The sequence below is a fragment of the Neorhizobium alkalisoli genome, from assembly GCF_002968635.1.
In the GTDB taxonomy this organism is placed as follows: domain Bacteria; phylum Pseudomonadota; class Alphaproteobacteria; order Rhizobiales; family Rhizobiaceae; genus Neorhizobium; species Neorhizobium alkalisoli.
This window is the reverse complement of sequence record NZ_PVBN01000016.1, coordinates 26,994-39,488: the sequence shown is the minus strand read 5'-3', so window position 1 is coordinate 39,488 and position 12,495 is coordinate 26,994. Positions and strand designations below refer to the sequence as shown.

The 12,495-nt window shown below is 63.0% G+C and carries 14 protein-coding genes and 2 riboswitches; of the genes, 7 read left to right on the top strand and 7 right to left on the bottom strand.

Annotation, left to right across the window (positions count from 1 at the left end):
- Positions 1-4: 4 nt before the first annotated feature.
- Both cobW and C5L13_RS25980 read right to left on the bottom strand, forming a co-directional pair.
- Positions 5-1,042, bottom strand: a complete 1,038-nt coding sequence (gene cobW / locus C5L13_RS25985) for a cobalamin biosynthesis protein CobW (RefSeq protein ID WP_105386172.1) — start codon at positions 1,040-1,042, stop codon at positions 5-7.
- Complete coding sequence (locus C5L13_RS25980; protein WP_158693534.1) at positions 1,039-1,440, bottom strand: DUF1636 family protein; 402 nt, start codon at positions 1,438-1,440, stop codon at positions 1,039-1,041. The genes cobW and C5L13_RS25980 overlap by 4 nt, the downstream gene beginning before the upstream one ends.
- 107 nt (positions 1,441-1,547) lie before the next feature.
- Positions 1,548-1,750: riboswitch (cobalamin riboswitch) on the bottom strand.
- Positions 1,751-1,808: 58 nt separating this feature from the next.
- Positions 1,809-2,003: riboswitch (cobalamin riboswitch) on the top strand.
- A 36-nt stretch (positions 2,004-2,039) separates the two neighbouring features.
- On the opposite strand from C5L13_RS25980, the gene C5L13_RS25975 reads away from it, so the two are divergent.
- The 4 genes from C5L13_RS25975 to C5L13_RS25960 are packed head-to-tail and all read left to right on the top strand — an operon-like array spanning position 2,040 to position 5,066.
- The gene (locus C5L13_RS25975; protein ID WP_105386170.1) at positions 2,040-2,216 is read left to right on the top strand and encodes a CbtB domain-containing protein; all 177 of its coding nucleotides are present in this window, start codon (positions 2,040-2,042) and stop codon (positions 2,214-2,216) included.
- A 13-nt stretch (positions 2,217-2,229) separates the two neighbouring features.
- Positions 2,230-2,994, top strand: a complete 765-nt coding sequence (locus C5L13_RS25970) for a CbtA family protein (protein ID WP_105386169.1) — start codon at positions 2,230-2,232, stop codon at positions 2,992-2,994.
- On the top strand, positions 2,991-3,605 hold the full coding sequence (gene cobO, locus C5L13_RS25965) for a cob(I)yrinic acid a,c-diamide adenosyltransferase (RefSeq protein ID WP_105386168.1): 615 nt from the start codon (positions 2,991-2,993) through the stop codon (positions 3,603-3,605). The genes C5L13_RS25970 and cobO overlap by 4 nt, the downstream gene beginning before the upstream one ends.
- Positions 3,606-3,608: 3 nt before the next feature.
- Positions 3,609-5,066, top strand: coding sequence for a cobyric acid synthase (locus C5L13_RS25960; RefSeq protein ID WP_105386167.1), 1,458 nt, complete (start codon positions 3,609-3,611; stop codon positions 5,064-5,066).
- Here the strand turns inward: C5L13_RS25960 and cbiB are convergent.
- On the bottom strand, positions 5,050-6,015 hold the full coding sequence (gene cbiB, locus C5L13_RS25955; protein ID WP_105386166.1) for an adenosylcobinamide-phosphate synthase CbiB: 966 nt from the start codon (positions 6,013-6,015) through the stop codon (positions 5,050-5,052). The two genes, C5L13_RS25960 and cbiB, sit on opposite strands and share 17 nt — an antisense overlap.
- Between cbiB and cobD the strand changes: the two genes are divergently transcribed.
- A complete protein-coding gene (cobD, locus tag C5L13_RS25950; RefSeq protein ID WP_105386165.1) occupies positions 6,014-7,036 on the top strand; it encodes a threonine-phosphate decarboxylase CobD in 1,023 nt (340 codons plus the stop codon). The two genes, cbiB and cobD, sit on opposite strands and share 2 nt — an antisense overlap.
- On the opposite strand, the gene C5L13_RS25945 is transcribed toward cobD, so the two are convergent.
- Genes C5L13_RS25945 through C5L13_RS25935 form a run of 3 tightly spaced genes read right to left on the bottom strand, consistent with a single transcriptional unit; the run spans position 7,029 to position 10,912 of the window.
- The gene (locus C5L13_RS25945) at positions 7,029-8,027 is read right to left on the bottom strand and encodes a P1 family peptidase (RefSeq protein ID WP_105386164.1); all 999 of its coding nucleotides are present in this window, start codon (positions 8,025-8,027) and stop codon (positions 7,029-7,031) included. The genes cobD and C5L13_RS25945 overlap by 8 nt on opposite strands.
- A 4-nt stretch (positions 8,028-8,031) precedes the next feature.
- Entirely contained in the window at positions 8,032-9,573 is a 1,542-nt protein-coding gene (gene amaB, locus C5L13_RS25940) for an L-piperidine-6-carboxylate dehydrogenase (RefSeq protein WP_105386163.1), read from the bottom strand.
- A 55-nt stretch (positions 9,574-9,628) separates the two neighbouring features.
- Complete coding sequence (locus C5L13_RS25935) at positions 9,629-10,912, bottom strand: NAD(P)/FAD-dependent oxidoreductase (RefSeq protein WP_105386162.1); 1,284 nt, start codon at positions 10,910-10,912, stop codon at positions 9,629-9,631.
- A gap of 98 nt (positions 10,913-11,010) precedes the next feature.
- Here C5L13_RS25935 and C5L13_RS25930 point away from each other — a divergent pair, with 98 nt between their 5' ends.
- A complete protein-coding gene (locus C5L13_RS25930) occupies positions 11,011-11,934 on the top strand; it encodes a LysR family transcriptional regulator (protein WP_105386161.1) in 924 nt (307 codons plus the stop codon).
- Between the two features lie 54 nt (positions 11,935-11,988).
- Positions 11,989-12,225 (top strand): Lrp/AsnC ligand binding domain-containing protein, encoded by a 237-nt coding sequence (locus tag C5L13_RS25925; protein ID WP_105372094.1) that lies wholly within the window; start codon positions 11,989-11,991, stop codon positions 12,223-12,225.
- A gap of 53 nt (positions 12,226-12,278) precedes the next feature.
- Here C5L13_RS25925 and C5L13_RS25920 read toward each other — a convergent pair whose 3' ends face one another.
- A complete protein-coding gene (locus tag C5L13_RS25920) occupies positions 12,279-12,476 on the bottom strand; it encodes a hypothetical protein (RefSeq protein WP_105386238.1) in 198 nt (65 codons plus the stop codon).
- Positions 12,477-12,495: the final 19 nt, after the last annotated feature.

Genomic DNA, 12,495 nt, shown 5'->3' with positions numbered 1-12,495 from the left:
GCCTTTATGCGGCCAGCATTCTTTCGATAGCTTCGCGGTCGATTCCCTTTTCACCGATCACGACGAGGCGGCTTTGACGGGTTTCGCCGGGCGCCCAGGCGCGGTCGAAGTAGTGGTTCACGCGCGATCCTACCGCCTGGACCTGCAGGCGCATCGGCTTATCCGCGACTTCCACGAAGCCTTTTATGCGCAGAACGTTTTCCGCTTCCGCCGTCGCGGAGATGCGCGCGGCAAGCCCTTCGGCGTCGGAAACTGCCGGGAGATCGACGACGAAACTGTCGAAATCGTCGTGATCGTGGTCGAGCTCATCATCGTGGTGGGTCTTGCGGTTCTCGATATCGTCCTCGACGGCGAGGCCGAGGCCGATCAGCACGGCCGGGTCGATCGCGCCATTGGCGGCCGATACGATCTTTACGGCACGCGGCAGATGCGCGGCGACGCGATCTTTTGCTGTGGCGAGCCCGTCGGCGTCGAGCAGATCGCTCTTGGTCAGCACGATCATGTCGGCGCAGGCAACCTGGTCCTCGAAGACTTCCTCGACCGGATCGTCGTGGTCGATGGAGCCATCCGCCTGGCGTTGGGCCTCGAGCGCGTCGTGATCGTCCGCCACCCGGCCTTCGGCGAGTGCCAGGCCATCCACTACGGCAATCACGCCATCCACCGTCACCCGCGCCTTGACGTCAGGCCATTGGAAAGCCTGGACAAGTGGCTTTGGCAGAGCAAGGCCGGAGGTCTCGATGAGGATATGATCGACGCGCGGCTCGCGGGAGAGGATCTGGTCGATCGCAGGCACGAAATCGTCTGCCACCGTGCAGCAGATGCAGCCGTTGGCGAGCTCGATGATGTTGTCTTCCGGGCAGGTCTCGATACCGCAACCCTTCAGCACCTCGCCGTCGATGCCGACATCGCCGAACTCGTTGACGATGATGGCCAGCCGTTTGCCATCGAGCTTTTCGATGAGGTTGCGGATCAGCGTGGTCTTGCCGGCGCCGAGGAATCCGGTGACGACGGTGCAGGGAACGCGGTCGAAATTGACGCTCATGAAGGCATGTCCTCGTGATGATGAAAGGGTGGGATGCGGGCCGTCATGCCCTTGCCGCGCAGGCAGGCGGGACGGCCGCGAAGGGGAAGGAAGCCGCGCTCGTCTTCTGCCAGCATCATCGCGCCGGCGACGATGTCGTCGACATTCTCCAGCGTCAGATGACCGAACACATAGGACCAGCCGGTCCGGTGGTTGAAGGCAGCGCTCGGGCTTTTCTCGCAATTGGCAAGACAGGTTACAGGCTTGACGGCCAGCGGCTTGCCGGCTGACGCCTCCTTGAGCGCCGCGATCATTCGCAGGCCCGGACGGATGTCCGGATCCGCTTCGTCACGGCAGTTCGTGCAGACGAAGATCGTCACGCCGATGTCGTCGGGATGGTCTTTTCGCTCGTCGCTCATCATTCAGCCGCGTTACCGCCGGGTTCAAAAAATCGGGGCGCGGAGCAGAAAAGCAAAGCCCATCTGCCGTGAATGACACGACTTCCTCCGGAGCACCCCGCCCGGCGAAGCTTACGAATCCAACGGCAGGTCTCCTGGCTCGCGGGTCGCCGCCATTTGCCTGCCTTCCCGGATTTTTCCAGTGGCTCAGTGGCAATGGCTCGCCGCCTACAGTTGCGGGGGCAGCCGCGGCATTGAGCGTAAAGCTCGCACCGCATTCTCTCTTAGCCCCTCCCGTTGCCGGAAAGGGACCGTCCTTTTCAACTACGCCCGGTCGCGACGCCATGTCAATGCGTCGCAAAGGCGATTGCGACGTCTGCGAATTCGTCTATAGTGCCGATGCCTATGGTGCCCAAGAGGGTTTGAGGGAATGCGGTGCGACGAATTTTTCGTCAAGCCCGCGGCTGCCCCCGCAACTGTAAGCGGAAAGTCTTCGCCTATGACGCCACTGGAGCAATCCGGGAAGGCCGGCGACAGACGCCTGATCCGCGAGCCAGGAGACCTGCCAGAGGCGAGAAAAACGTGAACGGCCCTCGGGTGGAGGGCGAAAGGACGAGACCATGGTTACGAAATCTGCTGCAACTGCAGTCAGCGTTTCCACTTCGAAGATCATTCCTCTCAGCATGACGGCTCTGATGGGTCTGTTCATTGTCGGGTTTGTCGGCTTCTCGCATCTGGAAGTGGTGCACAATGCCGCTCATGATACCCGCCACTCACTGGCTTTCCCCTGCCACTGATAGGAACATCCCCATGTCTTTGTTTCGTAACATCGTCTTCACGGCGGTGATCGCCGGGCTATTGTCCGGATTGCTGCTCACCGTCATGCAGAGCTTTTCCACTGTCCCATTGATCCTGCAGGCCGAGGTATTCGAAAATGCCGGCGGCGAGGCAGGTCATAGCCACAGCCATGACGTCGCTCCGGCAGCCGGGGCAGCGGCACCTGCGGATCATCACCACGAAGAAGAGGCCTGGGCTCCAGCCGACGGCTTTGAGCGCTTTATTTATACCGCGGCTGCCAATGCGTTGTCGGCGATTGGTTTCGGGCTCGTTCTGGTCGCGGCTTCAGAGGCCCTCGGCGGCTTCAAGGGCTGGCGCGGCGGCCTGATGTTCGGCATTGCCGGCTTCCTCGCCGTCAGCCTTGCGCCCGGCCTCGGCCTGCCGCCGGAACTGCCGGGCATGCCGGCCGCGGAACTCGGACCACGGCAAATCTGGTGGGTATCCACCGCTGTCTGCACTGCGGTGGCGCTTGGTCTTCTGGCTTACACGCGCTCGGCGGTTTTTGCCGCCCTGGCGATCGTTCTGCTGGTTGCCCCCCATCTGATCGGCGCGCCGCTGCCGCCGTCTCACGAGACGGCCGTACCGCTCGAATTGCACGCTCGTTTCGTCAATGCGGTCTATGCCACCAACCTGGTGTTCTGGGCCCTGCTTGGAGCAGCTTGCGGCATACTACGCGCGCGCTTTCGCGCAGGCGAGGAGGCTTCTGCCGGGTCTGCGGTAAAGCTTGTTTCGCGGTGAAAGAGCTCGACGAAAGCGTAGCCGAGCGGCACCGCGCCAAGATGGCGAACCGCAAGGCGGTTCAGGACAAGGAAGTAGCAGAGAAGACCCTGGAAAAGGGTCTTCTCATCGTCCATACAGGCGCGGGCAAAGGCAAGTCTACCGCCGCTTTCGGACTTGCCTTGCGCATGCTCGGCAACAACCGGCGGGTCGGTGTGGTGCAATTCATCAAAGGCGCCTGGTCGACCGGCGAGCAGCCGGCGCTGGCGGTCTTCGGGGATCGAGTCGTCTGGCATACGATGGGTGAAGGTTTTACCTGGGAAACCCAGGACCTGAAGCGCGATATGGCCGCCGCCGAAAAGGCGTGGGAAAAGGCGCTGGACCTGATGGCTGACGAGACGATCGGGCTTGTCATCCTCGACGAGCTCAACATCGCGCTCCGCTACGATTATCTCGATCTCGACAAGGTTATCGCGGCACTACAGGCGCGGCGCGCGGATCTGCATGTCGTCGTCACCGGCCGCAATGCCAAACCCGCACTGATCGAAGCGGCCGACATGGTGACCGAGATGACGCTGGTGAAGCACCATTTCAAGGCTGGCGTGAAGGCTCAGGCCGGCATCGAGTTTTAATCGATGGCCGCCCGCGCTTTGATGTTTCAGGGAACGGGCTCGGATGTGGGCAAGTCGCTGGTCGTAGCCGGACTTGCCCGCGCCTTTACGCTGCGTGGTCTGAAGGTTCTGCCGTTCAAGCCGCAGAACATGTCGAACAATGCGGCGGTGACGGCAGACGGCGGCGAGATCGGTCGGGCGCAGGCATTGCAGGCGCGCGCCGCAAAGGTGCCGCTCAGCGTCCACATGAATCCTGTCTTGCTGAAGCCGCAGAGCGAGGTCGGCGCTCAGGTCGTGGTGCAGGGCAAGGTCGAGGGCAATGCCAAGGCTGCCGAATACCAGGGTCTGAAGCCGAAGCTGATGCCGCGGGTGCTGGAAAGTTTCGAGCGTCTGCGAAATCAGGCGGATCTCATGCTTGTGGAAGGCGCCGGCAGCGCCTCGGAAATCAACCTGCGTCAGAACGATATCGCCAATATGGGCTTTGCCCGGGCGGCGGGCGTGCCGGTCGTGCTGATCGGCGATATCGACCGCGGCGGCGTGATCGCCAGCCTTGCCGGCACAAAACTAGTGCTTGCGCCTGAAGATGCGGCGATGATCTGCGGCTTCATCGTCAACCGGTTCCGCGGCGATCCGACGTTGTTTGCGGAAGGCATGCGGATGATTGCGGAATTGACCAGTTGGAAGTCGATGGGGCTCCTGCCGCACTTTGCCGATGCAGCCCGCCTGCCGGCGGAGGATGCGCTCGGTATCGCCGGCTCCCATGCCTGTAATCCCGGCGCAAAAGTCCGCATTGCGGTACCGATCCTGCCGCATATCTCGAATTTCGACGATCTCGATCCGCTGGAGGCCGAGCCGGAGGTGGAATTGGTCCGTGTGCGGCCGGGGCAAGTCATTCCCGGCGACTGCGACCTCGTTCTGCTCGTCGGCTCCAAGGCGACGATATCCGATCTGCAGGCGCTGAAGGCGGCCGGCTTCGATACCGACATCGCGGCGCATGTCAGGCGTGGCGGGCGTGTGCTGGGTCTGTGCGGCGGCTACCAGATGTTGGGCAGGCAGATTTCCGACCCCGAGGGCATGGAAGGGCCACCCGGTTCGGTTTCCGGTCTGGGTTTACTGGACGTCGAAACTGTTCTTTCCGCCGAGAAGCGGCTGGAAGCGGTCTCGGGCACCAGTTTCGACGGGGTATCCTTGGCCGGCTATGAAATGCATGTAGGCCGGACGATCGGGCCGGATTGCGCGCAGCCGTTTTCGGTTGTCGGTGGCAATACGGACGGGGCGCGATCCGGCGACGGACGAATCTGCGGCACCTATCTCCACGGCCTGTTTGCCGACGACCGGCAGCGCTCTGCCTGGCTCGAGCGGCTGGGCGGCGTGGCATCCGATCTGGACTACGAAGCGGGCGTGGACGAAGTGCTCGACAGGCTTGCCGCCCACATGGAAAAGCATCTCGATCTCGACGGATTGCTCAGATTTGCCAGATGATCCACGCCAGGATGCCGAAAAGGCCGATCAGCAGACCATCAGCGATCCGCGCCAGTTTCAGCGCGCGGCCGATGTCTTCGTAAGAAAGTTCAGTGCGCCCACCCTCGCCCATGAAACGCGCCTCGATCATCTGGCCACCGTAGCTGCGAGGCCCGGCGAGAGCTATCCCAAGCGCACCGGCCATCGCCGCTTCCGGCCAGCCGGCATTGGGGGATCGGTGGTGCCGGGCATCCAGGAAAACAGCGTTTATCGCGCCTTTTGGGGAAGCGCCGGGGACAAAGAATGCGGCAATCACGAAAAGCAGCGCGCTCAGCCGCGAAGCCGGCAGGTTGATCATGTCATCGAAGCGCGCCGCTGCCCAGCCGAACGCCTCGTGCCGCGGAGAACGGTGGCCGATCATGCTGTCGGCGGTATTGGCGGCCTTGTAGGCCGCGCCGCCGGCCAAACCGCCGATGCCCATCCAGAATGCCGGCGCCACGACGCCGTCGGAAAAATTCTCCGCCAGGCTCTCGATTGCTGCGCGGCAGACGGCGGCTTCGTCCAGTTTTTCCGGATCGCGCCCGACGATCATCGAAACGGCTTTGCGTCCTGCTTCCAGTCCGCCGTATCTGAGGGCAGTGGCGACAGCCGCGACATGCTGTTCGAGGCTTTTCTGGGCGGGCAAACTTGCGGCAACAAACGCAAGCAGGATCGGTCCGAAGGGCAAGAAGAGAAACCCGTATTCGAGCGTCAAGGCCACCACGGTCACCGTGCCGAGCAGTATCAGGAGGGTGAGAATGCCCTTGCGCTTGCGCCTGGCGAAATCATCTTCTTCGCGGTTCCAGTTGGTATCGAGCCGGGATATCAGCCCGCCGATCCAGGTAACCGGGTGGCCGATGCGACGAAACAGCCAATCCGGATAACCGAATATCCGCTCGATGATCAGTGCAAAAAAGGCGAGAAGGAACATGCCGGTGACAAGGCCTGAGGTTGGCGGTCCGATACAGCACGGCGGTAATCTTGCTCAGGCGCGAGCGTCGTTTCCCGATGCGCCCGAACCGTGGATCGATCTTTCCACCGGTATCAATCCGCATTCCTATCCGCATTCTCCCTTGCCGGGCAATGCCTTCGCGCGACTGCCGGAGCCGGATTTGGCTGAACGACTGAAGGTATTGGCGGCGGAGGCCTATGGAGCGCCTTCGCAAGCGCATGTGGCGCCCGGGCCGGGGACCCAGATCCTGCTGCCGATCCTTGCTGGCCTTCAGGCGGGCTGGGGTGGTGGCAAGGCGGCGATCCTCTCTCCCACCTATGCGGAACATGCCCGCGCTGCGCGGCTGGCAGGTCTTGAGGTGACCGAGACGGAGGATATGGAACGGCTGGCGGATGGCCGGCTGGCGGTGGTCGTCAATCCGAATAATCCCACCGGCCGGATTGTCCGGCGCAGCGAGCTTCTGGCTCTTGCGGCCGTCATGCGCGCCAAAAACGGCCTTCTTGTCGTTGATGAGGCCTTTATGGACGTCTCTGAAGCGGAGAGCGTCGCAGATGCCGTCGATGCCGGCGGCCTGGTCGTCCTGCGTTCCTTCGGCAAGTTCTATGGCATGGCGGGGCTTCGGCTAGGCTTTGCCATCTCACATCCCGAAACCATCGCGAAGATCGAGAGCCGGCTCGGTCCCTGGGCGGTCTCCGGTCCGGCGCTGCACGTTGCCGGCGAAGCGCTTGCCGATGCCGGCTGGCAGAAGGCGATGCGGGAAAGGCTGAAGGCGGAAGCGACGCGGCTCGACGCCTTGCTCGCAGAAGCCGGCATTCCCGTCGCGGGCGGCACGTCGCTCTTCCGCTTCATCCGCGGCCCGCGAGCGCAGGCGATTTTCCAGCATCTCGGCGAGCGGGGGATCATCACAAGGCGTTTTGCCGAGCGGCCGGAGGACCTCAGGATCGGTCTGCCCGCTGCGGAGGATTGGCCGCGCGTGGAGGAAGCGCTGAGAACTATCTAGCCAAGGAACCGAACCTGTCACGCCAGGCAGGTTGCACATCAGGCACCGGCAGTGCGGTGGCTTCGTAGACGCCACGCGCTATGGCGCGCGCCGTCACCAGCGTCGCCAGATGGCAGATCTCCAGAAAATCGGCAGCGTCGCTCAAGGGCTTGGCGCCGGTCGCGGCTGAAAAGATGGTGTCGCCGTCTCCCGGCAGATGGGTCGGCAGGACGGCGCGGGCGAGGCCGTCATGGGCGAGGATCGAAAGACGGTGGACGTCCGGCTTGCTCAGCACGGCATCCGTCACCACGACACCGATGGTGGTCGCGATCACGTTGCGGCCCTTCAGCCGCAGACGATTGTCGAAGTTCTGGGGTAGGCCAAGCCCGCCGAATTCCCCGTCTTGCTCAAAGGGGGACGCCCAGAAATGCGGGCCTTCACCAACGGTCACCGAGCCCATGGCGTTGACCGCCATCAGCGCCCCGACCGTGTGGCCGGCCGAAGTCCTTGCGCTTGCCGAGCCGATTCCGCCCTTGAAGTTGGCGGTGGTCGCGCCCGTTCCGGCTCCGACGGTGCCAAGAGCGAAGGCACCCTTTGCGGCCGCCTTGAAGGCCGCGTAACCCATGTCGCGGTAGGGCGAATAGAGGCCCCAATCCTTGTTGCCGCCGTTCAGGAGATCGATCAGGATCGCCTGCGGTACGATCGGCACGCGGGCGGTACGTACCTGAAGACCACGCCCGATCTCACGTAGTCCGGCCTGCACGCCGCCTGCCGCATCGAGCCCGAACGCCGAGCCGCCGGAAAGAACAAAGGCGTCGACTGCCTGCACTGTCATGGATGGATCGAGCAGCGCGGTATCCCGGCCGCCTGGCGCGCCGCCGAGGACAGAACCTGAGGCGACCGCCGGTTCGTCGAAGACGATCGCCGTCACGCCCGAACCGAGCGAGAGATCCGTGGCGTGGCCGACAGCCACGCCCTCGATGTCCGTGAGCAGGTTCAGCGGCCGCGACATCCGATCAGATGACGTCGAACTTGACGCCCTGTGCCAGCGGCAGGGTGCGGCCATAGTTCATCGTGTTGGTGGCGCGGCGCATATAGGCCTTCCAGGCATCCGAACCCGATTCGCGGCCGCCGCCGGTTTCCTTTTCGCCGCCGAATGCCCCGCCGATCTCGGCGCCCGAGGGGCCGATATTGACATTGGCGATGCCGCAATCGGAACCGTGCGCCGACACGAAAGTTTCGGCCTCACGCATGTCGTTGGTGAAGATCGAGGAGGAAAGGCCCTGGGGCACGTCGTTGTGCAGCGAGAGCGCCTCGTCGAAGCCCGAATACTTCATCACGTAAAGGATCGGAGCAAAGGTCTCTTCCTTTACGGGCCCTGCCTGAGCAGGCATCTCGACGATCGCGGGTCGCACATAATAAGCCTCGGCGGAGCTTTCGGCATGCACGCGCTCGCCCCCGACCACCTTTCCGCCGGCGGCCTTGGCGGCCTCCAGTGCCCTCTGCATTTTATCGAAAGCGGGCTTGTCGATCAGAGGGCCGACGAGGTTGCCGTTTTCCAACGGATTTCCGATCGTGACTGACTGATAGGCCTTGATAAGGCGCGGCACCAGCGTGTCGTAAACACTGTCGTGCACGAAGAGGCGGCGAAGCGTGGTGCAGCGTTGCCCGGCCGTTCCCATGGCCGAAAAGGCCACGCCGCGGAGTGTCAGGTCGAGATCGGCCGTCGGCGTCACGATGGCAGCATTGTTGCCGCCCAGTTCCAGAATGGAGCGGGCGAAGCGCTGCGCCAGGCGCGGTCCGACGGCGCGACCCATGGCCGTCGAGCCGGTTGCGGAAACCAGCGGCACCTTCTCGTGATCGACCATGATCTCTCCGATCTCGCGCCCGCCGATCAGCAGCGTCGAGAGGTTCTTCGGTGCGGTATTGCCTTCTGCAATATAACGGGCCAGCGCCTTTTCGAAGATCGCCTGGGTCGCGAGCGCGGTCAGCGGCGTCTTCTCCGACGGCTTCCAGATGGTGGAATTGCCGCAGACGATGGCGAGTGCCGCATTCCACGACCAGACGGCGACCGGGAAATTGAAGGCGGAGATGATGCCGATCGCGCCCAGCGGATGCCAGGTTTCCATCATGCGGTGATCGGCGCGTTCGGTGGCGATGGTGAGGCCGTAGAGCTGCCGCGAGAGCCCGACCGCGAAGTCGCAGATGTCGATCATTTCCTGCACCTCGCCGAGGCCTTCGGACGTGATCTTGCCGACCTCGAGCGACACGAGCCGGCCGAGTGCGGTCTTGGCCGCGCGCAATTCCTCGCCGAGCAGGCGGATCAACTCGCCGCGCTTCGGACCGGGCACCAGCCGCCATTCCAGAAAGGCGGCGTGGGCGGCTTCGATCGCCTTTCCGGCTCCTTCGGCCGAAATCTCCGGCAGCTTGCCGATCTCGGCGCCGGTGATCGGCGAACGGACGACGAGCGTGCCGCCGGTATAGCTTTCGGCTTTTACGCCTAGGTCGCCCAGGATGTTTTTCACCTCGGCGGCGAGATCAAGAGTGGCAAGGGTCATATCGGTCTCCGCAATTCAATATCGGTCAATCTACAAGTCGGCGATGGTTTGACAATCAGAACCGTTCACCGGCGAAGTGGGCAATCTGCGCCCCTGCTTCATAATAGGCTTCCTTGAGGGAGCGGAAGCCAGGCTCCGTCGTATCGGTCAGCGGCAGCGGCAGTTCGGCTTCCGAAATCTCGCCGAGCACATGCGCCGCGAGCACCTTGCCGAATGTCGTGCCGGGGGAAATGCCGCGGCCGTTATAGCCTGAAAAGCCGACGACGTTGCGGCCGAACTTGTGGAAGCGCGGGAGCGCATTGTCGGTCATGCCGATAAGGCCGTACCATTCCGCCTCGAAGTCCACATCGCCGAGCTGCGGGAAGATACGTTTCAGCGAGCGCCGCGCCCAGGCCTTGTGGATGGCCGTGCCGGTGCCGCGCAAAGCACCGACCGAGCCGAAGATCAGGCGGCCGGCCTGATCCATGCGGAAAGAGGAGAGAATTTCCTTGGTGTCCCAGCAGCCTTCACGGCCGGGGACGATCGAGCGGCGAAGGTTATCGCCGAGAGGGGCGGTGGCCAGATTGAAATAGGGCAGATGGACCTGTTCCAGGCGGACCTGTTTCCACGGACCGGTGCTGTAGGCATCCGTCGCGACGATGATCCAGTCGGCCGAGACCTGTCCGTGAGCGGTTCTGACAAATTTCTTGCCATTCGCCTCGCCGGTTTCGACGACGGCGCTGCCGGTATGGAGTTTTGCGCCTGCCTTGACGGCGGCATGAGCCAGGCCACGGGCATAGGCGAGCGGCTGCAGCGTACCGGCGCGCATGTCGAGGAGCGAACCGGAATACGTGCTGCTGCCGGTGCGCTGTTCGGTTTCCGCGGCATTCAGCAGGGTGACGGGGGCGCCGCGCTTCTGCCACTGGCGGGCGCGCTCCTCGAGCTCCTTCATGCCATCGGCGCCGGCTGCGCAATGGAGTGTGCCGTTCTTTTCCAGCTCGCAGGAAATACCGTGTGTCTCGATCAGTTCGCGGACGAGATAGGGCCCCTGGCCGAGAAGATCGAGTGCCCGCTCGCCATAGAGCGGGCCGAGTTCCCTCGGAAAATCGTCGGGCATCACCCACATGCCCGCATTGATCAGGCCGACATTGCGGCCCGCGCCGCCGAAGCCGATCTCGGCGGCCTCCAAAAGTCTCACATGGACGCCGCGCTCGGCAAGATGCAGTGCCGCCGACAGGCCGGTATAACCGCCCCCGACAATCGCCACATCGGCGGCCACGACCTCTTCCAGCCGCGGCGCCGGAGGGGGCGAGGGAGCGGTCTTTTCCCAGAGGCCGTGAGAGCGGGGATCGTTCAGCATGATGAATGTCCGGAAGAGGGCGCTTCAGACTCTTTACAGGCGCTGTTTATCCATGAATATCGACATGTTCTCAACAGGTCATTCGCTAGAGGAATGACATGCTGCCGCCCCGGCGCTTCCTACCCTCATTTTCTCTGCTCGCCGCTTTTGAAGCGGCGGCTCGCACCGGCAGCGTCACGGCGGCGGCCAACGAACTCGGCCTCACCCAGAGCGCCGTCAGCCGGCAGATCTCGGCGCTCGAAAAGCAGCTCGGCGTGGCCCTGTTCCTTCGCGAGCGCCAGACGATCCGGCTGACGCTTGCGGGTGACGGTTATGCCCGAGAGGTTCGCGAAGCGCTGCGGCGCATTTCGAATGCCTCCCTGAACCTCAAAGCCAATCCGTCCGGCGGTACGCTCAACCTCGCCATCCTGCCGTTTTTCGGCACGCGCTGGCTCACCCCTCGGATTGCGCATTTCCTCGAGGCCCATCCGGGCCTCGTGGTGAACCTCATCACCCGGCTCGAACCCTTCGATTTCCGTTTCGATACGCTGGATGCCGCCATCCATTTCGGAGTAGCGCGCTGGCCGGGCGCTGCGCTCACCTTTCTGATGGACGAAACGGTGCTGCCGGTCTGCAGTCCGCAATTCAAGGCACGGCACGAAATCCAGGGGGCGGAGGATGTGCTGAAAGCGCCGCTTCTGCATCTCAATACGCGCCCGGACGCGTGGGAGCTGTGGTTTTCTCAGAACAGGGTCGCGTTCGATACCTTGCACGGCATGCTATTCGATCAGTTCATGCCGATGGTCGAGGCTGCATCGGCTGGCCTCGGCGCTGCGCTTTTGCCGCGCTTCCTGATCGACCGGGAACTGGAGCATGGCCTGCTGGTGCCGGCCGTGGAAGGTCGAGCCATGGAAACCGGGCAATATTATCTTGCCTATCCGCCCGACCGCGCCACCTATCCGCCGCTGGCAGCGTTCCGGGATTGGATACTCCAGGAGATCCAGGCCGACCGGCTTGCGAACGGCAACCGCATCGGCCAATAGTCGGGTATCTGCCATCATGATCGCAAAAGCGATCCGACCGACGGGAAGACGTCCATGAAACCGATATTCGTGCAGCTTCGTTGCAAGCCCGGCCAGACCTATGAGGTCGCTGATGCCATCTACAAGACGGAACTCGTCTCCGAACTCTATTCGACAAGCGGCGACTGGGATCTTTTGCTGAAGATTTATATCAAGGACAGCGATGAGATCGGGCGGTTCGTCAATGAGAAAATCGCGTCCATACCCGGCATCGAACGCTCCTTGACGACGATTACGTTCACCGCTTTCTAATCCGCATTTCAAAAGCCGCCCGAAGGCGGCTTTTGAAATGCTTAAATCAAATCTCAGACATGCGCCGTGGGCGCTACGTTACGCGAGCGAACAAGGTCGCGAATGGCAAGACGCACCTCATCCGCAGAGCCGAAACGCTGCTCGTCAAGATCGATGACGTGGAATTTCACGGCGATGAACTTCAGCCGATCCGCATCCGGAATGACAATACCGACGGGCTCGCCGCCGAACTCGATAACTTGCTTCTGCATGGCAGACTCCCGCATTGGC